Origin of the sequence: Streptomyces sp. NPDC052396, from assembly GCF_044593195.1 — a bacterium.
Classification (GTDB): Bacteria; Actinomycetota; Actinomycetes; order Streptomycetales; family Streptomycetaceae; genus Streptomyces.
The window spans coordinates 226,762-249,936 of record NZ_JBIUAW010000009.1 but is presented as its reverse complement, the minus strand read 5'-3'; the positions used below and the strand labels follow the sequence as shown (position 1 = coordinate 249,936).

The 23,175-nt window shown below is 70.7% G+C and carries 15 protein-coding genes and 1 pseudogene; 11 read left to right on the top strand and 5 right to left on the bottom strand.

Annotation, left to right across the window (positions count from 1 at the left end; all coding sequences use genetic code 11):
* Window positions 1–30 precede the first annotated feature (30 nt).
* Window positions 31–1,122, bottom strand: a complete 1,092-nt coding sequence (locus tag ACIHFE_RS24525) for a PP2C family protein-serine/threonine phosphatase (RefSeq protein ID WP_400109628.1) — start codon at window positions 1,120–1,122, stop codon at window positions 31–33.
* A 361-nt stretch (window positions 1,123–1,483) separates the two neighbouring features.
* Between ACIHFE_RS24525 and ACIHFE_RS24520 the strand changes: the two are divergent.
* Window positions 1,484–1,809 (top strand): annotated as a pseudogene (locus ACIHFE_RS24520) (SAM-dependent methyltransferase); the annotation flags it as partial.
* A gap of 18 nt (window positions 1,810–1,827) precedes the next feature.
* Window positions 1,828–2,640, top strand: coding sequence for an SAM-dependent methyltransferase (locus ACIHFE_RS24515; RefSeq protein WP_400109626.1), 813 nt, complete (start codon window positions 1,828–1,830; stop codon window positions 2,638–2,640).
* 83 nt (window positions 2,641–2,723) lie between these two features.
* Here ACIHFE_RS24515 and ACIHFE_RS24510 read toward each other — a convergent pair whose 3' ends face one another.
* Entirely contained in the window at window positions 2,724–3,524 is an 801-nt protein-coding gene (locus ACIHFE_RS24510; protein WP_400109625.1) for a maleylpyruvate isomerase family mycothiol-dependent enzyme, read from the bottom strand.
* Between the two features lie 109 nt (window positions 3,525–3,633).
* Window positions 3,634–4,173 carry a hypothetical protein gene (locus ACIHFE_RS24505; RefSeq protein WP_400109623.1) on the bottom strand — a complete coding sequence of 180 codons (540 nt, stop codon included), beginning with the start codon at window positions 4,171–4,173 and terminating at the stop codon, window positions 3,634–3,636.
* Between the two features lie 474 nt (window positions 4,174–4,647).
* Here ACIHFE_RS24505 and kdpF point away from each other — a divergent pair, with 474 nt between their 5' ends.
* The 4 genes from kdpF to kdpC are packed head-to-tail and all read left to right on the top strand — an operon-like array spanning window position 4,648 to window position 9,139.
* Complete coding sequence (kdpF, locus tag ACIHFE_RS24500) at window positions 4,648–4,737, top strand: K(+)-transporting ATPase subunit F (RefSeq protein ID WP_400109621.1); 90 nt, start codon at window positions 4,648–4,650, stop codon at window positions 4,735–4,737.
* Window positions 4,737–6,401, top strand: coding sequence for a potassium-transporting ATPase subunit KdpA (kdpA, locus tag ACIHFE_RS24495; protein WP_400109620.1), 1,665 nt, complete (start codon window positions 4,737–4,739; stop codon window positions 6,399–6,401). Before kdpF ends, kdpA begins: the two co-directional genes overlap by 1 nt.
* The gene (gene kdpB / locus ACIHFE_RS24490) at window positions 6,401–8,467 is read left to right on the top strand and encodes a potassium-transporting ATPase subunit KdpB (RefSeq protein WP_400109618.1); all 2,067 of its coding nucleotides are present in this window, start codon (window positions 6,401–6,403) and stop codon (window positions 8,465–8,467) included. Before kdpA ends, kdpB begins: the two co-directional genes overlap by 1 nt.
* Before the next feature lie 21 nt (window positions 8,468–8,488).
* Window positions 8,489–9,139, top strand: a complete 651-nt coding sequence (kdpC, locus tag ACIHFE_RS24485) for a potassium-transporting ATPase subunit KdpC (protein ID WP_400109616.1) — start codon at window positions 8,489–8,491, stop codon at window positions 9,137–9,139.
* Here kdpC and ACIHFE_RS24480 read toward each other — a convergent pair.
* A complete protein-coding gene (locus ACIHFE_RS24480) occupies window positions 9,133–11,550 on the bottom strand; it encodes a DUF4118 domain-containing protein (RefSeq protein ID WP_400109614.1) in 2,418 nt (805 codons plus the stop codon). The two genes, kdpC and ACIHFE_RS24480, sit on opposite strands and share 7 nt — an antisense overlap.
* A gap of 100 nt (window positions 11,551–11,650) precedes the next feature.
* Window positions 11,651–13,870 carry an NADP-dependent isocitrate dehydrogenase gene (locus tag ACIHFE_RS24475; RefSeq protein WP_400109612.1) on the bottom strand — a complete coding sequence of 740 codons (2,220 nt, stop codon included), beginning with the start codon at window positions 13,868–13,870 and terminating at the stop codon, window positions 11,651–11,653.
* A 1,006-nt stretch (window positions 13,871–14,876) separates the two neighbouring features.
* Between ACIHFE_RS24475 and ACIHFE_RS24470 the strand changes: the two genes are divergently transcribed.
* From ACIHFE_RS24470 to sbnA, 5 genes are all read left to right on the top strand, one after another.
* Entirely contained in the window at window positions 14,877–17,393 is a 2,517-nt protein-coding gene (locus ACIHFE_RS24470; protein ID WP_400109610.1) for a Pls/PosA family non-ribosomal peptide synthetase, read from the top strand.
* The gene (locus ACIHFE_RS24465; protein ID WP_400109608.1) at window positions 17,390–19,900 is read left to right on the top strand and encodes an amino acid adenylation domain-containing protein; all 2,511 of its coding nucleotides are present in this window, start codon (window positions 17,390–17,392) and stop codon (window positions 19,898–19,900) included. The genes ACIHFE_RS24470 and ACIHFE_RS24465 overlap by 4 nt, the downstream gene beginning before the upstream one ends.
* A 138-nt stretch (window positions 19,901–20,038) precedes the next feature.
* The gene (locus ACIHFE_RS24460) at window positions 20,039–21,043 is read left to right on the top strand and encodes a TauD/TfdA family dioxygenase (RefSeq protein WP_400109606.1); all 1,005 of its coding nucleotides are present in this window, start codon (window positions 20,039–20,041) and stop codon (window positions 21,041–21,043) included.
* Window positions 21,040–22,113 carry a 2,3-diaminopropionate biosynthesis protein SbnB gene (gene sbnB / locus ACIHFE_RS24455; RefSeq protein ID WP_400109604.1) on the top strand — a complete coding sequence of 358 codons (1,074 nt, stop codon included), beginning with the start codon at window positions 21,040–21,042 and terminating at the stop codon, window positions 22,111–22,113. Before ACIHFE_RS24460 ends, sbnB begins: the two co-directional genes overlap by 4 nt.
* Window positions 22,114–22,148: 35 nt before the next feature.
* Entirely contained in the window at window positions 22,149–23,138 is a 990-nt protein-coding gene (gene sbnA, locus ACIHFE_RS24450) for a 2,3-diaminopropionate biosynthesis protein SbnA (protein ID WP_400109602.1), read from the top strand.
* Window positions 23,139–23,175: the final 37 nt, after the last annotated feature.

Sequence of the window (23,175 nt, the reverse complement as noted above, 5' to 3'; positions counted from 1 at the left end):
CACCCAACCTGCCCAGCCGACGGCTGGGTCTCACCGCTCGCCCGCTCCGGTGTGCATCAGGTTCCGCAGGCCCTGATGGGCGACCGGCATCCGCTGGACCGCGATGATGGCGGCGTCGTCGCCCAGCCGGCCGCCCGCGTGGGCCAGCAGGTCCCGGTGCAGATGGTGCAGGAGCGACTCCGGGCTCTGGCCGGCCCAGGGGACGACCCGTTCGGTCAGCGGATAGAACTCGCCCTTGCGGTTGCGCGCCTCGGTCACACCGTCGGTGTAGAGCAGCAGGACATCTCCGGTGTCGAACCGGAAGGAGTCGACGGACTCCTCGCCCGGCCCCATGCCATGGATGCCCAACGGCGGCGCGGGATGCGGGCTCTCCAGCACGGTGGCGGTGCCGTCCCTGAGCAGCAGGGGCGGCGGATGGCCGCAGTTGGTCATCCGGACCATCGGCTCGTCGTCGGGGAGGTCCAGCAGCAGGGCGGTGGTGAAGTGCTCCTCCGGGTCGGTCGCCACATCCACGAAGTCGGTCAGGTACTGGCAGACGCTGTGGTCCAGGGCCGTGGCCAGCGAGGGCAGGGTGCGATGCTGGCCGGCGGCCTGCCGGAAGGCGCCCAGCAGCAGCGCGGACTCGCCGATGGCGGCCAGCCCCTTGCCCCGGACATCGCCGATTATCACCCGGGTGCCGGCGGACACCCGGGTGGCGGTGTAGAGGTCCCCGCCGATATGCGCCTCGTCCTCGGCGGCCAGGTAGAGCGAGGCGATCCGCAGTGGTCCTATCCGGTGCGGCAGCGGCCGCAGCAGCGCCTGCTGGGCGGCCTCGGCCACGGACTGCACCTGCGCCAGCTGCTGCCGGCGGCGCTCGCGTACCGCGCAGTAGAAGACGATCATCGCGGAGAGCACGGCCAGGGCCACCATCTGGGCGATGTGATTGGTGGTGGTCAGCCCGCCGTGCCAGACCGCTATGAGCACCTGGGCGGCCTCGGCCAGCGCTCCTATCGCGGCGACCATCCAGGGCCCGCCGAAGGAGGCGGTCAGCGCCGGGGCGATCACCAGCAGCGGGCCCAGGTGGACCTCGGTACCCGCGTGCAGGTCCACCATGGTGATCACCACGATCAGGGCAACCGGCATCGCCACCAGCGCACGGCTCGACTGCCACGGCTGTCCACGGTCCGCCAGGCGCTGCCTAAGGTCCACATCATCCACTCTGCCTCAGCAAGGCGCCGCGCACGACCGGCGAGCCGTCCATGCGGCGGTCCGCATACCCTTCCTCCGGACGCCCGGGCAGGGCAGCGCCTCCGCCACTTGGCCACCTCCGGGTTGCCGGTGCCGCACCACGGATCTTGACTTGTCAACGATCCGTCCGCCTGGCATACGAAGGAGCGGGCACACCATGGCCAGTCCCCTGACCTCGATGGCTCCAAGGTCCATGTGATCCCGCAGAAGCTGCGGGAGATCCCGCCGCTGCGCGAGGTCGCGGACGGGGAGTTGCGCGGAGTTCGCCCGCCTGCTGGCGCACGGTGGCCGCTATGTATGTGTCACCGGGTGCTACAACGACGTCACCGGCGGCCGCTGCAAGACCGTCAGCCGTATCGACGAGCACTACACCTGCAACATCCACCCGCGCAGTGCGTACTTCCGGGCCCTGGCGGACCACGGCCTGGTCCCCATCGAGGTCATCGATCTCACCGAACAGACCATTCCCTACTGGGAGTTGCGCTCCCGCCCCCCATCGCCACCGGTATCGAGCCGGCCTTTCTGACGGCCTACCGGGAGGGTGGCTTCCACTACCTGCTGATCGTCGCCGACCGGATGTGAGCCGGTAGCGTCATCGCCATGACGACCTCCGAACCCCTGAGCGCGGTGAGCCGCACCGCCATCAGCGTCGCCCGGGTCCGCGCACTGGAGAGCGAGCGGCCCGACGGTCTGTTCCACGATCCCTACGCCGCGGCCTTCGTCGCCGCCTCGGGCTACCCGACCGGCGGACAGCCCGGACCCTTCGCCCTGAAACTCGCCCACCACACCGTGCTGCGCACCCGCTTCTACGACGACAGCCTGCTGGCCGCCGTGGCCGCCGGCTGCCGCCAGGTGGTGCTGCCGGCCGCCGGTCTGGACACCCGCGCCTACCGGCTGGACTGGCCGTCCGGAGTACGTCTCTACGAACTCGACCTGCCGCCGGTGCTGGACTTCAAGAGCCGTGTACTGGACGGGCTGGACGCCCGGCCCCGCTGTATACGCACCGCCCTGCCGGTGGATCTGCTGGACGCCGACTGGCCGGACCGGCTGATCGAGGCCGGCTTCGACCCGGGCGAGCGCACCGCCTGGCTGGTGGAGGGGCTGCTGATGTACCTCTCCGCCGAGCAGGCCGCCACCCTGCTGCGAACGGTCGGCCAACTCTCCATGTCCGGCAGCTGGTTGACACTGGAGCGCGGACGCAACCCCTCCGTCGCGGCCGGTGACCCCAGCGTCGACCACATCACCTCACTCTGGCGGGGCGGCCTGGGACCGGCCCTGGGCGACTGGCTCGGCCGGCACGGCTGGCAGGTGGAAACCCACCTGATCCCCGCCCTGTCCGCCCGCTACAACCGCCCGGGCGCGGGGCCGACACAGGGCGGCTTCCACACCGCCACATACGCCGGCGCCCCATAAGGGGCGCGGGGCGGCTGCCGCATCAATGCGGCTCCGCCGCGTGGGCGCGACCAGTCACAGACGGCGCGCACCCAAAAACACCCTCAGACGGGCGGCACCAGCTCGAAGAACCGCTCGACCAGGGCCCGTTCACCCTCCACCTCCGCCAGCGCAGCGCCCGGAACCCGCTGCCAGAGGAACAGCGCCAAGTCCGATGCCCTACCGGCCAGTTCCACATCGCAGGGGCCCTGGCCGTCCTCAACCCGCTGCTCGTCGCCGTCGAAGCGGACCGCCCACACACCCGGCCCGTCAGTCCGCCGGAACCGGTAGCGCTCGCCGGATCCGGGGCGGGCCGGGGTCCGGGCGCGCCGGGCCGGAACCATCACCTCCAGGGCATGCCCCACGGCATAGGCCGCCAGCTCGCCGTCCAGCGGACCAGGCGCCCCGAGCGCCCGTTCGGCGTCCCAGCGATGGACAGCCGCCTCAATGGTCTGTATCCGCAGCCAGAACCCCACGGTCTGCTCCCGGGACCAGGACCACACCCGCTCCCCGGGATCCCGCTCGCGGAACAGGGCCTCCAGCCGGGCGGCCCCCTCGGAGAACCAGTCGGCCAGGCCCGCCGGCAGCGGCCCGGTGTGCGGCCCGTCCTCCAGCGAGGCGGGCCAGCCCGGGCGGTGCTCGGGCAGTGCCAGGTACGAGCGGTCCGCCGGGTCGGGCGGCGTGGTGAGCCGTTCCTCGATCAGGTGGGCCACCAGGCGGTGCACCGCGCCCAGGTGTGCCACCAGGTCGGTGACCGACCAGCCGGGGCAGGACGGGACCGGCGGCGCCCCGCCCGCCCCACCCGCCCGGCGGACGGCCGCCGCAAAGGCCCGGGCCTCGGCATGGAAGTGACCGGCGAAGTCCATGACCGCACTCTGCCGGGGTTTGCCCAGCCACGCCAGACCGGGCCACGCCGGAACCGGCCATGCCGGAACCGGCCACACCGGACCGGCACAGCCGCGCCGGGCGCCCGGCTCAGGACTGGATGTCGAGTTGGACCTGGCCCAGGGCCTTGCGCAGGCCCTCGGAGCTGAGGCAGTCGGTGGGCAGCTGGCCTGGCGCCAGCTCGATGGTCCGGGTCACCATGGCTCCCTTGCCGCGCCCTTCGACGACCGTGCCATACAGCCGTACGGCGTTGGCGCCCAGGACCCGGGCCGCCTGCCCCGCGTCATAGACGATCTTTGACGTCCGGTGGTCGGCGTAGCGCACCTCCTCCCGTCCGGTGGGCGAGTTCACCGACAGACAGGAGGAGGCGGGTGAGAAGCCCTCGATCCGGGCGGTCGCCGGAAGGGTGCGGCCCGGGGCCACCGTGCACTCATAGCCGGTGTCGGCATGGATGCCCACCGCCGTGGGGGTGAGCGTCAGACCGGGCGTGTAGGTGGTGCGCTCCAGCCCATGACAGAAGACCGACTCCCGCTGATGCGCCGCCGCGGCCGGGCCCCAGCCCGGGGACCCGCCGATCAGCGCCAGCGAGCACAACACCACTCCGGCCATGCGCCGCTTGCCGAACACCATGCAACTCCCTTGCGCTGAGCCTCGATTGATCACTGCCTACCCAGCGGTCCGGGTCATCCACCCCAGCCGCCCGGCCCTCCGGCAGCACTTCGGCCCCACCCGAGCCAGCGCGCGCACGCCCCGGCGTGCTCATGGTTCACGAGCGCTCTTCGGCCACCCTCGTGTTCCTCAAGACCATCACAGATGTCCGCTATTACCGTTTTCCATCACACAGTGATCAGAACACCGCATCGAACTCAATAAACGACCCGTCAAAGAGCCGGGCCCGGACGCCAAGAGCCCGTTAAGGGGTCTCGCCATGGCTCGCGCCCGGCGCTTCGCTACCCGTGGCTCAAATGAGCCGCCGGCGCCGTCCCTTCACCGCTCCTCATCAACCAACGGGGTGTTATCGCCTATGGCGGACCTGGCATTCACCGGCCTCACCATCCTGGCCTTCGTCCTGCTCAACCTGGTGGTCAAGGGGGTTGAGCGACTGTGAGCGCGGAGAACATCATCGGGCTGGTCACCGCCGCGGGCCTGCTGCTCTACCTGGTCTTCTGCCTGCTCTTCCCGGAGAGGTTCTGATGAACGACACCCTCGCGGGCTGGCTGCAGATCCTCGCCCTGGCCGGTGCCCTCGCCCTGACCCACCGTCCGCTGGGCGACTACCTCGCCCGCAGTCTGACCACCTCCCGGCATCTGCGCCCGGAGCGGCTGGTCTACCGGGCCGGCGGCGTCAACGCCGAGACCGACCAGACCTGGGCCGCCTATCTGCGCGCCATGCTGGCGTTCTCCCTGGTGTCGGTGGTGTTCCTGTACGCCTTCCTGCGGCTGCAGAACCACCTGTTGCTGTCCCTGGGGATGAAACCGCTCGCCCCCGACCTGGCGTTCAACACGGCGGCCTCCTTCGTCACCAACACCAACTGGCAGGCGTACTCGGGCGAATCGGCCCTGGGCCATCTGGTGCAGATGGCCGGTCTGGCGGTGCAGAACTTTGTCTCGGCCGCCGTGGGCATCGCCATCGCCGCCGCCCTGATCCGGGGCTTCACCCGGCAACGGACCGACCGGGTGGGCAACTTCTGGGTGGACCTCACCCGGATCACCCTGCGGGTGCTGCTGCCCCTCGCCTTTGTCTTCGCCCTTGTGCTGGTGGCGGCCGGGGTGATCCAGAACTTCCATGGCGCGCAGTCGGTGACCACCATCGCCGGGCAGCACCAGAGCATCACCGGCGGCCCGGTGGCCTCCCAGGAGGCCATCAAGGAACTGGGCACCAATGGCGGCGGGTTCTACAACGCCAACTCCGCCCACCCCTTGGAGAACCCCAGCGGCTTCACCAACCTGGTGGAGATCTATCTGCTGCTGGCGATCCCCTTCTCGCTGCCGCGCACCTTCGGCACCATGGCCGGCGACCGGCGCCAGGGCCATGCCGTGCTCGCCGTGATGGGCCTGATCTGGGCCGCCTCGGTGGCCGTGGTCACCGTCAATGAGCTGCACAGCGTGAGCAGTCCGGCCGGGCATGCGGCGGGCGGGATGATGGAGGGCAAGGAACAGCGGTTCGGGATCTGGGGTTCGGTGCTGTTCGCCGTCTCCACCACGCTCACCTCCACCGGCGCGGTCGACTCCGCGCATGATTCCTTCTCCCCGGGCGGCGGCGGCCTGCTGATCTTCAACATGATGCTGGGCGAGATCGCCCCCGGCGGCACCGGCTCCGGGCTCTACGGCATCCTCATCCTGGCCGTGGTGGCGGTGTTCGTGGCCGGGCTGATGGTCGGCCGCACCCCCGAGTACCTGGGCAAGAAGCTGGGCAGCCGGGAGATGAAGTTCGCCTCGCTCTACATCCTCACCACCCCGGCGCTGGTCCTGATCGGCTCCGGCATCGCCATGGCGCTGCCCGGCCAGCGGGCGGCCATGGCCAACCCGGGTCCGCATGGCTTCTCCGAGGTGCTCTACGCCTTCACCTCCGCGGCCAACAACAATGGCTCGGCCTTCGCCGGGCTGACGGCCAACACCGTCTGGTACAACACCGCGCTCGGCCTGGTGATGATCTTCGGCCGTTTTCTGCCCATGGTCTTCGTCCTGGCCCTGGCCGGGTCGCTGGCCCGGCAGCGCCCGGTGCCGGTGACGGCCGGCACGCTGCCCACCCACCGGCCGCAGTTCGTCGGCCTGCTGACCGGCGTGATCCTGATCGTGGTCGGCCTGACCTACTTCCCGGCCCTGGCACTGGGCCCGCTCGCGGAAGGACTGCACTGATGCCCTCCACCACCCACCGGGTCTCGGGCGGCCTGCTGGACCCCCGGCAACTGGTGACCTCCTTCCCCGACGCCCTGCGCAAGCTCGACCCCCGGCTGATGGTGCACAACCCGGTGATGTTCGTGGTCGAGGTGGGCGCGGTCCTCACCACGCTCTCGGCGATAAAGGACCCCGGGGTCTTCCCCTGGGTGATCACCGTCTGGCTCTGGCTGACCAGTGTGTTCGCCAACCTCTCCGAGGCGGTGGCCGAGGGGCGGGGCAAGGCCCAGGCGGAGACGCTGCGCCGGACCCGTACCCACACCACCGCCCGGCGGCTGACCGGCTGGCGGCCCGGCGGCGGACCCTGCGACGAGGAGGAGGTCGCGGCGGCCCAGCTGCGGCTGGGCGACCATGTGGTCGTCGAGGCGGGGCAGATCATCCCCGGCGACGGTGATGTGGTGGAGGGCCTGGCCAGCGTGGACGAGTCGGCCATCACCGGCGAGTCGGCCCCGGTGATCAGGGAGTCGGGCGGTGACCGGTCGGCGGTCACCGGCGGGACCACGGTGCTGTCCGACCGCATCGTCGTCGAGATCACCTCCAGGCCGGGCGAGACCTTTATCGACCGGATGATCGCCCTGGTGGAGGGGGCGGCCCGGCAGAAGACGCCCAATGAGATCGCGCTCAATATCCTGCTGGCCTCACTGACCATCGTCTTCCTGATCGCGGTGGTCACCCTCCAGCCCTTCGCCGTCTTCGCCGGCGCCGAGCAGAGCATCGTGATCCTGGTGGCGCTGGTGGTGGCGCTGATCCCCACCACCATCGGCGCCCTGCTCTCCGCCATCGGCATCGCGGGCATGGACCGCCTGGTGCAGCGCAATGTGCTGGCCATGTCCGGACGGGCCGTGGAGGCCGCCGGCGATGTCAACACCCTGCTGCTGGACAAGACCGGCACCATCACCCTGGGCAACCGGCAGGCCGCGGAGTTCCTTCCGGTGGACGGGGTCGGCGCGGACGAACTGGCCGACGCGGCCCAGCTCTCCTCGCTCGCCGACGAGACCCCCGAGGGCCGCTCGGTGGTGGTACTGGCCAAACAGCGCCATGCGCTGCGGGCGCGCGGCGAAGGGGAGCTGGAGCATGTGACGTTCGTGCCGTTCACCGCGCAGACCCGGATGAGCGGGGTGGACATCGACGGCCGCCGGATCCGCAAGGGCGCCGCCGGCGCCGTCATCGCCTGGGTGACCGAGGCGGGCGGGCGGCCCGGCGAGGAGGTCGGGAAGATCACCGAACGGATCTCGGCCGGCGGCGGCACTCCGCTGGTGGTGGCGGTCCAGGACCGGCGAGGGGCCCGGGTGCTGGGCGTGATCCATCTCAAGGACGTCATCAAGGAAGGCATCCGGGACCGCTTCGAGGAGCTGCGCCGGATGGGCATCCGGACCGTGATGATCACGGGTGACAACCCATTGACGGCCAGGGCCATCGCCGAGGAGGCGGGGGTGGACGACTTCCTCGCGGAGGCCACTCCCGAGGACAAGATGGCGCTGATCAAGCGGGAGCAGGCCGGCGGCAAGCTGGTCGCCATGACCGGTGACGGCACCAATGACGCCCCGGCGCTGGCCCAGGCCGATGTCGGCGTGGCCATGAACACCGGTACCTCGGCCGCCAAGGAGGCCGGGAACATGGTGGACCTGGACTCCAACCCCACCAAGCTGATCGAGATCGTCGAGATCGGCAAGCAACTCCTCATCACCCGCGGGGCGTTGACCACCTTCTCCATCGCCAACGATGTGGCCAAGTACTTCGCCATCATCCCGGCGATGTTCGCGGTGGCCTACCCGGGCCTGGACAAGCTCAACATCATGAGCCTGCACAGCCCCACCTCGGCGGTCTCCTCGGCGATCATCTTCAACGCACTGATCATCGTGGCGCTGATCCCGCTGGCCCTGCGCGGCGTCCGCTACCGGCCCTCCTCCGCGGCCGCCCTGCTCAGCCGGAACATCTGGCTGTACGGGCTGGGCGGGCTGGTGCTGCCCTTCCTCGGCATCAAACTCATCGACCTGGTGGTCCAGTTCGTCCCCGGCCTCCGCTGACGGCAGAAAGCAGGCACACCTATGCTCATCCACCTACCGCATGTGGTGCGGCGCCATCTGTCCTCGCTGCGGATGCTGTTGGTCTTCACCGTCATCACCGGCCTCGCCTATCCGCTGGCCGTCACCGGCATCGCCCAGCTGGCCTTCGCACACCGGGCCAATGGCTCGCTGATCGAGGAGCACGGCAGGCCGGTGGCCTCCGCGCTGCTGGGCCAGAACTTCGCCCTGCCCAAGCGGAATCCGGCCGACGCGGGTGAGCAACTCCGGCCGGATCCACGGTGGTTCCAGCCCCGGCCGTCGGCCGCCGACGCGGGCAAGGGCGCCGGCCCCTACGATCCGCTGGCCTCCGGCGCCTCCAACCTGGGACCCACCAACCAGGTCCTGGTCAAGGAGGTGGCCGCCCGGCGGGCCGCGGTGGCCGCCTTCGACGGGGTGACTCCGGAGTCCGTGCCCGCCGACGCCCTGACCGCCAGTGGTTCGGGGCTCGACCCGGACATCTCCCCCGCGTATGCCGAGGAGCAGGCCAACCGGGTGGCCCGGGCCCGTGGTCTGTCCCCGCGGCGGGTGCGGCGGCTGGTCGCCGCCCATGAACAGGGCCGCTCCCTGGGATTCCTGGGATCACCGCATGTCAATGTGACCGAGCTCAACCACGCGCTGGCCGCCCTTCACTGACGAGCGGTGGGCAGGGTCAGCGTCACCGAGAGGACGGCCTCGCCGCTGAGCTCCAAGGTGCCCCCCATGGCCTCCACCAGGTCACGGGAGAGCCGCAGTGGCAGGCTGTCTCCTCGCTCCCGCCCGAAGAACCCCGCCAGCCTCACGGCCAGCCGGTCCGGCAGCACCTCGGCGGTCAGGACGGGTGACCGGCCGGGCGGGCTGTGCCGCAGGGCGTCCGCGGTGAGCGTGGTGAACACCCGGGTGAGCTGGGCGGCGTCGGCGATCACCTCGGGCAGGCCGGCCGGCAGCGCCAGCTCGATGGTGCGGCCGCCCGGGCCGAGGTCGTCCAGGGCCGCCGTCAGCACCTCGCCCAGATCCACCGGCCGCAGGTAGAGGTCCAGCGCACCCGCGTGCAGCCGCCCCAAGTCGCCCAGGTCATCGACCAGTTGGCCGGCCCGTAGCACCGCTGCTCGGGCGGTCTCCGGCGCCGTCCCGCCCGCTCCGGCCAGGGCCTGCTCGGCCGTCCGGAGCGCCCCGCGCAGATCGCGGACCGCCAGGGCCAGTACGGCGGCCCGCCGGCGCTCGGCCGCGACCAGGACGTCCGTCTCGGCGACCTGCCGGATGAGCCTGCCCTGGGCGTGGGCGATGCCCAGCTGTGCGGCGCAGGCGGCCAGGATCCGCCGGTCGTCGGCCGTCAGCCCCGGGCCACGGGCGGCCAGGGTGAGTTCATCATCGACCGGGCTCTCCGCATCGGCCTCATAGGGACGTTCGGGAGGCCGGTCACCGGCGCTGGCGACCACGAACCAGCGAGGCAGGGCGCCACCGCGCGGATCACGCTGGAGCAGGCTCACCGCACGCAGCCCGAAGTTCTCCCGGATCTGCTCGATCAGTGCGGGCAGGTCCTCGCCGTGCATCATGGCGGTCGCCAGCCGGCTCAGCGCCTGGGCCTCGGAGGTGACCCGGACCGCCTGGTACATTCGCCGCGCCGCCCGGCCCGCCGCCGAACCCACCAGCACCGCCACCGCCACAAAGACCAGCAGCGCCACGATGTCGTCACCGTGCGCGATGTCCAGCGAATGGGTGGGCACGGTGAGGTAGTAGTCGGCCAGCAGCGCCGCCACCACCGCCCCCAGCAAGGCCGGCCACACCCCGCCCACCAGCGCCAGCACCACCACGACCAGCAGATAGAGCACCAGGCCGGTGCCCAGGCCCAGCCGGTCGCGCAGTGCGGTCAGCGCCAGGGTGAGCAGGGGCGGCAGGACCACCGCGCCGGCCATCGCCGCCCAGAACCGCCGGGGCCCGGTCGCCTCGCCGGGCCTGGGCAGCCGGAACAGCAGGGCCGGCCCGGCGGCCGCCTCATGGGTGACGATATGGACGTCGATGGGCCCGGACCCGTCGATGGTCCGCCGGCCCACATCCGGCCGCAGCAGGGTGGCCGGCCTGCTGTGCCGGCTGGCGCCCAGCACGATCTGGGTGACGTTCTCCTCCCGGGCGAACTCCAGCAGCGTCTGCGCCACATCGTCACCGGTGATCTGGTGGTAGCTGCCGCCCAGCGACTCCACCAGGGCCCGCTGCTCGGCCAGTGCCGCCGGGTTGCCCACGGCCAGCGCGTCCCCGGGGGCCACATACAGGGCCAGCAGCTCGCTGCCGGGGGTACGGTCGGTGATCCGCGCGGCCCGGCGGATCAGGGTCTCGCCCTCCCGGCCGCCGGTCAGGCCGACCAGGATGCGTTCCCGGGTCTCCCAGGGCGCGGCGATGCCGTGTTCCTCGCGGTAGCGCCGCAGCCCCTCCTCCACCCGGTCGGCCAGCCAGAGCAGGGCCAGCTCGCGCAGCGCGGTGAGATTGCCGACCCGGAAGTAGTGGGTCAGGGCCGCCTCGATACGGCCGGGCGGATAGATGTCGCCATGGGTCATCCGGCGGCGCAGCAACTCCGGTGTGAGGTCGACCAGTTCGATCTGGTCGGCGCGCCGGGCCACCTCGTCGGGCAGCCGTTCGCGCTGCCGGACTCCGGTGATCTGCCGCACCACGTCGTTGAGGGATTCCAGGTGCTGGATGTTGAGGGTGGTGATCACATCGATGCCGGCGTCCAGCAGTTCCTCGACGTCCTGCCAGCGCTTGGCGTTGCGGCTGCCGGGGACGTTGCTGTGCGCCAGCTCGTCCACCAGGGCGGTCTGCGGGCGGCGGGCCAGCACCGCGTCCACGTCCATCTCCTCGAACCGGGCATCGCGGTGGGTCAGGACGCGGCGGGGCACCGTCTCCAGGCCCTCGGCCATGGCGGCGGTGAGCCGGCGGCCGTGCGGCTCGGCGAGGCCGATGACCACATCGGCGCCCTCGTCCCGCAGCCTGCGGCCTTCGTGCAGCATGGCGTAGGTCTTCCCGACTCCTGGGGCGGCCCCCAGGTAGATCCGGAGTCTGCCGCGCGCTGCCATTCCTCCATGGTTGTCCGCCGGGTGGCCCGGGGCACCCGGAAAGGCCACCGCCCCGGCCCGGCGAAGGCCGGACCGGGGCGGTGACTGTGGGTGGCAGCGATCAGCCGAGGTGCGTCAGCGCCTGGTTGAAGGTCTGCGAGGGCCGCATCACGGCGGCGGCCTTGGCCGGGTCGGGCTGGTAGTAGCCGCCGATCTCGGCCGGCGTGCCCTGGACGGCGTTCAGCTCGTCGACGATCTTCTGCTCATTGGCGGAGAGCGTCTCGGCCAGCGGGGCGAAGGCCTTGGCCAGCTCGGCGTCGTCGGTCTGCTTGGCCAGCTCCTGGGCCCAGTACAGGGACAGGAAGAAGTGGCTGCCGCGGTTGTCGATGCCGCCGATGCGGCGGGTCGGGGACTTGTCCTCGTTGAGGAAGGTCGCCGTGGCGCGGTCCAGGGTGTCGGCCAGGATCTGGGCCCGGGCGTTGCCGGTGGTCTTGGCGTACTGCTCCAGGGAGGGCACCAGGGCGAAGAACTCGCCGAGGGAGTCCCAGCGCAGGTAGTTCTCCTTGACCAGCTGCTGGACGTGCTTGGGCGCGGAGCCGCCGGCGCCGGTCTCGAACAGGCCGCCGCCCGCCATCAGCGGGACGACCGACAGCATCTTGGCGCTGGTGCCCAGCTCCAGGATCGGGAACAGGTCGGTCAGGTAGTCACGCAGGACATTGCCGGTGACGGAGATGGTGTTCTCGCCGCGGCGGATGCGCTCCACGGAGAGCTTGGTGGCCTCGACCGGGGCCAGGATGCGGATGTCCAGGCCCTCGGTGTCGTGCTCCGGCAGGTACTGCTCGACCTTGGCGATCAGGTTGGCGTCGTGGGCGCGGGTGGCGTCCAGCCAGAAGACCGCCGGGTCGCCGGTGGCGCGGGCGCGGGTGACGGCCAGCTTGACCCAGTCGCGGATCGGGGCGTCCTTGGTCTGGCAGGCGCGGAAGATGTCGCCGGCCGAGACGGTCTGCTCCAGGACGGCGTTGCCGGCCTGGTCCACCAGGCGGACGGTGCCGGTGACCGGGATCTCGAAGGTCTTGTCGTGGCTGCCGTACTCCTCGGCCTTCTGCGCCATCAGGCCCACATTGGGGACGGAGCCCATGGTGGCCGGGTTGTAGGCGCCGTGGGCGCGGCAGTCGTCGATGACGGCCTGGTAGACGCCGGAGTAGCTGCTGTCGGGCAGCACCGCGAGGGTGTCGGCCTCCTGGCCGTCCGGGCCCCACATGTGGCCGGAGGTGCGGATCATGGCCGGCATGGAGGCGTCGACGATGACGTCGGACGGGACGTGCAGGTTGGTGATGCCCTTGTCCGAGTCGACCATGGCCAGGGCCGGGCCCTCGGCCAGCTCGGCGTCGAAGGACGCCTTGATCTCGGCACCGTTGGGCAGGGCCTCCAGGCCCTTGAAGATGCCGCCGAGGCCGTCGTTGGGGGTCAGGCCGGCCGCGGCCAGGTCGGCGCCGAAGGCAGCGAAGGTCTTGGGGAAGAAGGCGCGCACCACATGGCCGAAGACGATGGGGTCGGAGACCTTCATCATGGTGGCCTTCAGGTGCACCGAGAACAGCACGCCCTCGGCCTTGGCCCGGGCGATCTGGGCGCTGAGGAACTCGCGCAGGGCCGCCACCCGCATCACGGAGGCGTCCACGACCTCACCGGCGAGCACCGGCACCGACTCGCGCAGCACGGTGGTGGTGCCGTCGTCGCCCACCAGCTCAATGCGCAGGGCGCCGTCCTCAGCGATCACCGCGGACTTCTCGGTGGAACGGAAGTCGTCCGCGCCCATGGTGGCGACATTGGTCCTGGACTCGGCGGACCAGGCGCCCATGCGGTGCGGGTGGGTCTTGGCGTAGTTCTTGACCGAGGCGGGGGCGCGGCGGTCGGAGTTGCCCTCGCGCAGGACCGGGTTGACGGCGCTGCCCTTGATCTTGTCGTAGCGGGCGCGGATCTCGCGCTCCTCGTCGGTCTTGGGGTCGTCCGGGTAGTCCGGCAGCGCGTAGCCCTGCTGCTGCAGCTCGGCGACGGCGGCCTTGAGCTGCGGGATCGAGGCCGAGATGTTCGGCAGCTTGATGATGTTGGCGCCGGGGGTCTTGGCCAGCTCGCCCAGCTCGGCGAGGGCGTCATCGATGCGCTGGCCCTCTTCCAGGTGCTCGGGGAAGCTCGCGATGATGCGGCCCGCCAGGGAGATGTCGCGGGTCTCCACGGTGACCCCGGCCGTGCCGGCGTACGCCTGGACCACCGGCAGGAACGAGTACGTCGCCAGTGCGGGGGCCTCGTCAGTGTGCGTATAGATGATCGTCGAGTCAGTCACCGGGTGCTCCGCCTCACGTCTTCACGTCTGTAACATTGCTCGACATCAAGATATCTCGTGTCCGGGCCGTCCTCGACAGGGGTGCGCCTCCGGGCGGGCGGCCCCGGCCGGGGGCCGGGCGGCGCGGGCCGCGCGGGAATGTGACGTCCTGGTAAACGCCGCGCTACGGCGGCGGCCGGCCCGGCGAAGGGCCGCGCGGGCGAGTTGGCGGGATCGTTACCCGGATGCTGGCTCGCCATTACCGGATACCGGCCAAATCTTTATCCGGTGACCATACATCGTTGCCTGTTTTGCGCCACCGGCGGCGGGCAGGGGCGCTCGTTTTCCGTCCACTTCACTCCGCATCCCGCACACATTCGCTCCCTTCCATCGGCTATGCCCGTTTTCCAGGCATTGACCGGCCGCCGCCCCTTTGCGGAGCGGGCGGGAGCAGGGAGGCGGACACCGGGAGAAGTAAGGGGCGTTACGCAAAACAACAGGCGGCGGGCGGCATGGAGCGGCGGGCTCCGCCATGGCGGCCGGCATTCGTGGATCGGCCAACGGGGCCCGGACGCCGGATACTTATGCGTCATTTCCCTATGGCTTATTTATCCGCTGGCTCGCCCTCCGGCTCAACCCTACGTTCTTCAACGTTCTCGTCGGCTCCGCGGGGAGGGGGTGCGGGATGCGGGAACCTGTATACAGGTTCCGTCTCATGCCGGGGCTCAGCCGTAACGCCTGTTTCCGCATGGTTCCTTTGGAATTACCGGCCATCGGCCGGACGAAAGGCCATTGTTCCGCGTGCGGCCCATGGGGGTGCTGTGAGAGCGCCGTTCACGCCCTGCGGTGAAACGTTTCCTCAACTGCCATACGACACAGGACAGTTGACATGTTCCCCGGACGCACCACCCGCCCACGAGAACACATTTCAGACCAGCAGTCCCAACGGCACCATCTCAATCACTCCAAAGGAGCCGATGTGGTGGGAGAACCCGCCGAAATCCCGGCCGAAGGCCCTCCGCGACCCATGGCCGCGAGCGACCTCCAGCGGTTGTTCGCCGAGGTCCTGGCCGATCTCGTGAGCGCCGAACAGGTGCCTCCCGACAGCCACTTCTTCGACGATCTCGGCGCCGACTCCATGGTGATGGCCCGTTTCTGTGCCCGGGTGAGAAAACGGCCGGACCTGCCCTCGGTGTCGATGAAGGACATCTACCGGCATTCCACGGTGCAAAGCCTGGCCACGGCTCTCGCCGAGGCCCCGGCCGAAGCGCCCCGGCCGGCACCGCCGGCCGATCCGGTACCGCCCGGAAGCACCCTGCGCTACACCGTCTGCGGCACCCTGCAACTGCTGGCCTTCCTGGCTTATTCCTATCTCACCGTGCTGGCCGCCACGGGTGGCTACCAATGGGTCTCGGACAGCCCGGACGGCTTCGCCGTCTACTGGCGGTCGGTCGTCTTCGGCGGTGCCGACTTCCTTGGTCTGTGCATATTCCCGGTGCTGGCCAAATGGATTCTGGTGGGCCGCTGGCGGGCCGCCGAATTCCCCGTCTGGAGCCTGACCTACCTGCGCTTCTGGACCGTGAAGGTACTGATCCACGCCAATCCCGCGATCTTCTTCGTGGGCACTCCGCTGTATGCGGTCTATCTGCGGGCGCTGGGCGCGAGGATCGGCGGGCAGGTCACCATCCTCTCCAGGTTTGTACCGGTCTGCTCCGATCTGCTGACCATCGGTGCCGGCACCGTGATCCGCAAGGACTCCTACTTCCTCTGCTACCGGGCCGAGGCCGGACGGATCCAGACCGGCCCGGTCACCATCGGCCGCGATGTGTTCATCGGCGAGCAGACCGTGCTGGACATCCACACCGCGATGGGCGACGGGGCGCAACTGGGCCACGCCTCCGCCCTGCAGCGCGGCGAGGCGGTGCCCGGCGGCCGGCACTGGCATGGATCGCCCGCGCAGCCAACGGAGTTGGACTATCTGCGGGTGGCCCCGGCCGCCTGCGGCCCGCTGCGGCGGGCCGGATTCTCGCTGTTCATCCTGGCGCGGAGCTTCCTGCTGACCATGCCGCTGTGGATCGCCGGCACCTATCTGCTGTTCAACGAGGTGCCCAGGCTCATCGGGCGGACGGACGCGGGACTGGAACCGGTCAGCTCACCGGCGTTCTGGACCGACGCCCTGCTGGTGTCCTCGGTGCTGTTCGCCGTCCTGGTCCTGGGGGGCCTGCTCTTCCTGGCCACCGTCCCCCGGCTGATGCACCTGCCCATCAGGCCGGGCCGGGTCTATCCGCTGTACGGCTTCCGCTACGCCCTGCACCGCTCGGTCTCCCGGCTGACCAACTCCCGGTTCTTCACCTGGCTGTTCGGCGACAGCTCCTACATCGTGCCCTATCTGAGCCTGCTGGGATACGACCTGTCCCAGGCCGAGCAGACCGGCTCGAACTTCGGCATCGGCGTCAAGCACGAGAGCCCCTTTCTGAGCACCGTGGGCCGCGGCACCATGGTCGCCGACGGGCTGTCGATCATGAACGCCGACTACTCCGGCAGCTCCTTCACGGTGTCCCGGACCTCGATCGGCGCCCATAACTTCCTGGGCAACCACATCGCCTATCCGGCCCAGGGCCGCACCGGCGAGAACTGCCTGATCGCCACCAAGGCGATGGTCCCGCTGGACGGCGAACTCCGCGAGGGCGTGGGCCTGCTGGGCTCCCCCAGCTTTGAGATCCCGCGCACCGTGGAACGCGACACCCGCTTCGACCACCTGCGCTCCGGCGGCGAGCTGCGCCGCCGGCTGGCCGCCAAGAACCGCTACAACCTGCGCACCCTGGCCCTGGTCCTGCTCATCCGGTGGGTGCACTTCTCCGTGGTCACCGCGCTGGTCCTGGCGACCGCCGAACGCGGCGGGGTGGCCGGCGAGTTGCTGGACGCCGCGTTCCTGCCCGCCTTCCTGGTCTTCACCGCCGTCTACTACGCCCTGGTGGAGCGCTGCCTGACCCGGTTCCGTCCGCTGGAGCCCACCGTGTGCTCCATCTACGAGCGCTACTTCTGGCACCACGAGCGCCTGTGGAAGGTGCCCCAGGGCCACTTCAACGCGTTCAACGGCACCCCGTTCAAGAACGTGCTCTGGCGGATGCTGGGCGTGCGGATCGGCCGGCGGGTCTTCGACGACGGCTGCGATCTGTCGGAACGGACCCTGGCCACCATCGGGGACGACTGCACCCTCGCCTTCTCCAGCAAGATCCAGTGCCATTCGCAGGAGGACGGCACCTTCAAGTCCGACCGCACCGTCCTCGGAGCGGGCTGCACCATCGGCGTCAACGCCCTGGTCCACTACGGCGTGACCATGGGCGAGGGCGCGGTGCTCGCCCCCGACTCCTTCCTGATGAAGGGCGAGGAGGTCCCCGCACACGCGCGGTGGGGCGGCAATCCGGCCACCGCCGCGGTCGCCGCGGCACCCCCGGTGCCGGCCCGGCGGCGCCCGGAGCAGGAGCAGGCGCAGGAGCAGCAGCAGTCCACCGTGCCGACCATGGGAGGAACCGGCCGATGAACAGCGAGGAGTTCTGGCGGAGGGTCCTGCTGGAGGGCGGCTTCACCACCGTCCCGCGCTGGACCCGCACCCCGGTGCCGGGCACGGCCGAGCACCGCAGCCCCCTGCCCCCCGGTCCGACGCCCGGCGGCACCCAACTGCTGGCCGCACACGCCAAGGTGCTCGCCGCGCTCACCGGCGAGTCCGAGGTCACCATCGGCTACCCGGTCACCGCAGACGGCCCGGTGCTGCCCTGCCGGCTGACCGTGCCGCCCGGCCCCTGGCAGACCCTGGTGGAGACCGCCCGGCGCGCCGAGGCCGAGCTGCTGACCCACCGGGACTTCCCGGTCGGCGAACTCGGCGCCCAACTGGGCCTGGACCACCCGCCGTTCGAAACCCTCCTGGACCCCTACGGCGGCGAGCTCCCCGAGGGCGCGGTCCTCTCCGTCGGCGTCCAGGACGCCACCCTGCTCCTCCGCTACCGCACCGATGTCCTGGACGCCCGGGCCGCCGCCCGGATCGCCGGCTACCACCTCACCGCGCTCACCCTGCTCAACGCCGGTCCGCAGCACGAGCACCAGCACCAGAGTCTGCTCTCCGAGGAGGAGCGCCACTTCCAGCTGGAGGGACTCGCCGGGCCCCGGCGGCAGCTCCCCGACCGCCGGTTCCATGAGCTGTTCGAGGAGCGGGTGCGCCGCCACCCGGAGGCCGTCGCCATGGTGCGGGGCGACCGGGAGTGGACGTACCGCGAACTCAACCGCCGCGCCAACCGGCTGGCCCACGCCCTGCTGGCGAGCGGCCTGGAGCGCGAGGACGTGGTGGCGGTGGTGACCGAGCGCACCCTGGGCTGGGCGGCCGCGGTGCTGGCCGTCTTCAAGGCCGGCGGGGTCTATCTGCCCGTGGAGCCGCATTTCCCGGCCGGCCGCATCGCCACCATGCTCTCCCGGGCGCGATGCTCCCTGGTGCTCGCCGAGCCCGGCAGCACCGCCACCCTGGACGAGGCCCTGGGCTCGCTGCCCGGAGTGCGGACCCTGCTGCTGGACGCGGCCTGGCTGGAGGAGCACGCCGAGGACGACCCGGGCGTCCCCGTCGCCTCGGACCAACTCGCCTATATCTACTTCACCTCCGGCTCCACCGGTGAGCCCAAGGGCGCCATGTGCGAGCACGCCGGCTTTCTCAACCACCTCTACGCCAAGATCGGCGATCTGGGTGTGGCGGAGGGGCTGACGGTCGCCCAGACCGCTCCGCAGTGCTTTGACATCTCGCTGTGGCAGCTGGTCTCGGCACTGCTGACCGGCGGGCGGACGCTGCTGGTCGAGCAGGAGGTGATCCTGGACGTCCCCCGGTTCGTGGACCGGATCGCCGACGGCCGGGTCGCCGTCCTCCAGGTGGTGCCCTCCTATCTGGAGGCCGTGCTCTCCCAGCTGGAGCGCAGCCCCCGTCAACTGCCGGACCTGCGCTGTGTGTCGGTCACCGGGGAGGCACTCAAGAAGGAGCTGGCCCAGCGCTGGTTCGCCGCCCGGCCCGGCATCCCGCTGGTCAACGCCTATGGCCTGACCGAGACTTCGGACGACACCAACCACGAGGTCATGGACCGGGCCCCGGAGGGGGACCGGGTGCCGCTGGGCCCCTGTGTGCCCAATGTGCACGTCTATATCGTCGATGAGCACCTGTCACCGGTGCCGCTGGGCGCCCCGGGCGAGATCGTGTTCTCCGGGGTCTGTGTCGGCCGGGGCTATGTCAACGACCCCGAACGCACCCGGCGGGCCTTCCTGCCGGATCCGCACCGCCCCGGCAACCGGCTCTACCGCGGTGGCGACTTCGGGCGCTGGCTGCCCGAGGGCAAGCTGGAGTTCCTCGGCCGCCGGGACAGCCAGGTCAAGCTGCGCGGCTTCCGGATAGAGATCGGCGACATCGAGAACGCCCTGCTGCGGGCGGAGGGGGTCCGCGACGGCGCCGTGGTGATCGCCACCGGGGCCGGCGGCGGCAGGCAACTGGTGGCCTTCTACTCCGGCCCCCGGGCCCTGGACGCCGCCGGCCTGCGCGACCGGCTGGCCCGCGCCCTGCCCGCCTATATGGTGCCGGCCGCCTTCCACTGGCGCGAGGCCCTGCCCCTGACCCCCAACAGCAAGATCGACCGCACGGCCCTCACCGCGCTGGCCGGCCAACTCGACACCGCCGAGGCCGAGTACGACGCCCCGCGCACCGCCACCGAACACCGGCTGGCCACCGCCTGGGCCAAGGTGCTGGGCGTCCCCGAGGACCGCGTGGGGCGGCTGGACCACTTCTTCGACCGGGGCGGCGACTCCCTCTCCGCGGTGAAACTGGCGATCGCCCTGGACCGGGCGGTCTCTCTCAAGGACGTCACCCGCCACCCGGTCCTCGCCGATCTGGCCCGGCTGATCGACGGCGGGCCCGGGCGCCGCCCCGGGCCGCGCCAACTCGACCACGGGGCCACCTACTTCCCGCGCACCACGCCCCACCGGGCGGCGCGCGCCGAGCTGCCGGACGCGTCCGACCCGTCCTGAGCGAGCGCATCGGCTGCGTTGCGCCTGTTGCCCCCGTCGTCCCCGTCGCCCCGATGCCGAACCGGCACACCGAACCCGTTCCATGTCCGACGACGCGCCCAAAGGGCCCGTCCCCAGCCGTGAAAGGACCCACACCCCATGCCATCCCGGCCCCAACCCCACTCACTCGAACCGGAGTTGGCCCCCGGTCGCCCGCCACTCCTGCATATACCGACCCCCGGCGACCCGCGCGACTGGGCGGCCGGACACCGGGACGCCCTGCGCGCCACCGTGGCCGAGCACGGCTCCTTACTGGTCCGTGGCCTGGGCCTGACGGACCCGGCCGGCACCGGTGCCGTCTTCCGGGAGCTGGCCGACGGCCTGCTGACCGAGCTGGAGACCTTCGCCCCGCGGCAGACCCTCGCCGACGGCGTCCTCTCCGCCACCAAATGGCCGCAGAACCAGCAGATGTGCCCGCACCATGAGATGAGCTACGCCCTGCGGTTTCCGGGCCTGATGCTGTTCGCCTGCCTGACCGCCCCCGCCGAGGGCGGGGCGACCGTGGTGGCCGACTCCCCCGCCGTCCTGGACGCGCTCCCCGCCGACCTGGTCAAGCGCTTCGAGACCGAGGGCTGGCTGCTCACCCGCAACTACAACGAGGAGATCGGGGCGTCGGTCGCCGAGGCATTCGGCACCGATGACCGCGCCGTGGTCGAGGACTACTGCCGGGCCAACGCCATCGAGTTCGCCTGGCAGCCCGACGGCGGGCTGCGCACCCGCCAGCGGCGCAGCGCGGTGGTACGCCATCCGGTCAGCGGCCGGCGCTGCTGGTTCAACCAGGTCGCCTTCCTCAATGAGTGGACCATCGCCGAGGAGGTGCGCGAGTACCTGCTGGACATCTATGGCGCGGACGGGCTGCCGTTCAACACCTGCTTCGGCGATGGCGAGCCCATCGGCGAGGACGTGGTGCGGCTGCTCAATGAGGTGTACGAGGCCCATGCGCTGCGCGAGCCCTGGCAGCCGGGCGATCTGCTGCTGGTCGACAACATCCGTACCGCACATGGCAGAGAGCCCTTCGAGGGGCCCCGTGAAGTGCTGGTCGCGCTGGCCGACCAGGTCCGCCTGTCCGACTGCTCCCCCACCATCGAGGTGACCGCTCCATGACCACCGTTTCCCCCACCGAAGCCCAGTCCGCCGGCCCCCTCGCCGTGCCACCGTTCGCGGTGATCTCCGGCGCCCAGGTCCAACAGGCCCTGCGGGGACGGGAACAGCAGCTGACGGACCTGGTGGAGGCCACCTATCGGCTGCACGGCGAAGGCGCCTCGGTCAACCCCCCGTCGTACTTCCTGCGCTTCCCCGACCGCCCCTCGGCGCGGATCATCGCGCTGCCCGCCTCCATCGGCGGCGAGGCAGCGGTGGACGGCCTGAAGTGGATCTCCAGCTTCCCCGCCAATGTCGCGGCCGGCGTCCCTCGTGCCTCCGCGGTGCTGATCCTCAACGACCATGACACCGGCTACCCCTTCGCCTGCCTGGAGAGCTCCATCATCAGCGCCAGCCGGACCGCCGCCTCCGCGGCCCTGGCCGCCGACCGTCTCAGCCGCGGCCGGGAACGCCCCACCCGTATCGGCTTCTTCGGCACCGGTCTGATCGCCCGCTATATCCACACCTTCCTGGCCGGCACCGGCTGGTCCTTCGAGCAGATCGGGGTGCACGACCTGTCCGCCGAGAGCGCGGCGGGCTTCCGCACCTACCTGGAACAGTCAGAACAGTCCCAGGCCAAGGCCGGCATCACCGTGCACGACAGTCCCGAACAGCTCATTCGTTGCAGCGATCTGGTGGTCTTCGCCACCATCGCGGGCAAGCCGCATATCACCGAGGCGTCCTGGTTCGACCACCACCCGCTGGTGCTGCATATCTCGCTGCGCGATCTCGCCCCCGAGATCCTGCTCGCCTCGGCCAACTTCGTTGATGACATCGAGCACTGCCTCAAGGCCGAGACCTCGCCGCACCTGGCCGAACGGCTCACCGGCGGGCGGCGGTTCCTCAACGGCACCCTGGACGACGTGATCGCCGGACGGGTCGCCGTGCCCCCGGACCGGACGGTCGTGTTCTCCCCCTTCGGCCTCGGGGTGCTCGACCTGGCCGTCGGCAAATACGTCTACGACGAAGTGGCCCGCTCCGGCCGGCTGCACATCATCGAGGACTTCTTCCATGAACTGCGCAGGTACGGGTGAACGGCCGGAGCACCACAGCCGAGGAGGGGCGCGCCATGCGAGTCATTTCCATCCCCATGGACTTCAACGAGGACGAGCTCTACGTCGACCTTCGGGCGACCGTCGGGTTCCCGCTCTTCCTGAAATGTGAAGGCTTCAACTTCGCCGGTTCGATCAAGCTCAAAGCCGCGGCGGCGATGGTGGAGGCCGCGGAGCGCAGCGGCACCCTGACCCCGGACGCGACGCTGGTGGAGTCCTCCTCCGGCAATCTGGGGGTGGCGCTGAGCATCATCGCGGCCAGCCGGGGTTACCGCTTTCTGTGCGTCACCGACGCCCGCTGCAATCTGTCCACCCGGCGGCTGATGGAGGCCCTGGGCAGCCAGGTGCACATCATCACCGAACCGGACCCGCACGGCGGGCTGCTGGGCGCGCGGATCGCCTATATCCACAAGCTGATCGACTCCGACGACCAGTACGTCTGGCTCAACCAGTACCGCAACCCGGCCAACTGGAAGGCGCACTACCGCACCACCGCGCCGTCCATCGCCCGCCAGTTCCCGCAGCTGGATGTGCTGTTCGTGGGGGCCGGCACCACCGGGACGCTGATGGGCTGCGCCCGCTACTTCCGGGAGTCGCACCGTCCGGTACGGGTGGTGGCCGTGGACAGCGTGGGCTCGGTCACCTTCGGCGGCCCGCCGGCCCGCCGGATGATCCCCGGCCTGGGCACCAGTGTCCGTCCGGCGCTGCTGGACGAGTCCTATGTCGATGAGGTGATCCTGGTCGAGGAGGCCGACACCATCCGCACCTGCCACCGACTGGCCCGGCGCGGCTTCCTGTTCGGCGGCTCCACCGGCACCGTGGTCAGCGGCGCGGCGCAGTGGCTGGCCCGGCATGACGCACAGGACCTCACGGCGGTGGCCATCTCACCGGACCTCGGCGAGCGCTATCTGGACACCGTCTACCAGACCAACTGGGTGCAGGACCTGTACGGCGAGGGCGTGCTCGGCACCGACGGCCAACTGGCCGCGGACGCCCGGCGGATGTGAGCCCGCCGCCTGCCGCACCCCGCGACCTGGAAGGCGT

Bases quoted from the DNA above. Each gene is read 5' to 3' on its own strand.
- ACIHFE_RS24525 (WP_400109628.1), bottom strand. From the start codon at position 1,122: ATGCCGGTTGCCCTGATCGTGGTGATCACCATGGTGGACCTGCACGCG.
- ACIHFE_RS24515 (WP_400109626.1), top strand. From the start codon at position 1,828: ATGACGACCTCCGAACCCCTGAGCGCGGTGAGCCGCACCGCCATCAGC.
- ACIHFE_RS24510 (WP_400109625.1), bottom strand. From the start codon at position 3,524: ATGGACTTCGCCGGTCACTTCCATGCCGAGGCCCGGGCCTTTGCGGCG.
- ACIHFE_RS24505 (WP_400109623.1), bottom strand. From the start codon at position 4,173: ATGGTGTTCGGCAAGCGGCGCATGGCCGGAGTGGTGTTGTGCTCGCTG.
- kdpA (WP_400109620.1), top strand. From the start codon at position 4,737: ATGAACGACACCCTCGCGGGCTGGCTGCAGATCCTCGCCCTGGCCGGT.
- kdpB (WP_400109618.1), top strand. From the start codon at position 6,401: ATGCCCTCCACCACCCACCGGGTCTCGGGCGGCCTGCTGGACCCCCGG.
- kdpC (WP_400109616.1), top strand. From the start codon at position 8,489: ATGCTCATCCACCTACCGCATGTGGTGCGGCGCCATCTGTCCTCGCTG.
- ACIHFE_RS24480 (WP_400109614.1), bottom strand. From the start codon at position 11,550: ATGGCAGCGCGCGGCAGACTCCGGATCTACCTGGGGGCCGCCCCAGGA.
- ACIHFE_RS24470 (WP_400109610.1), top strand. From the start codon at position 14,877: ATGGCCGCGAGCGACCTCCAGCGGTTGTTCGCCGAGGTCCTGGCCGAT.
- ACIHFE_RS24465 (WP_400109608.1), top strand. From the start codon at position 17,390: ATGAACAGCGAGGAGTTCTGGCGGAGGGTCCTGCTGGAGGGCGGCTTC.
- ACIHFE_RS24460 (WP_400109606.1), top strand. From the start codon at position 20,039: ATGCCATCCCGGCCCCAACCCCACTCACTCGAACCGGAGTTGGCCCCC.
- sbnB (WP_400109604.1), top strand. From the start codon at position 21,040: ATGACCACCGTTTCCCCCACCGAAGCCCAGTCCGCCGGCCCCCTCGCC.
- sbnA (WP_400109602.1), top strand. From the start codon at position 22,149: ATGCGAGTCATTTCCATCCCCATGGACTTCAACGAGGACGAGCTCTAC.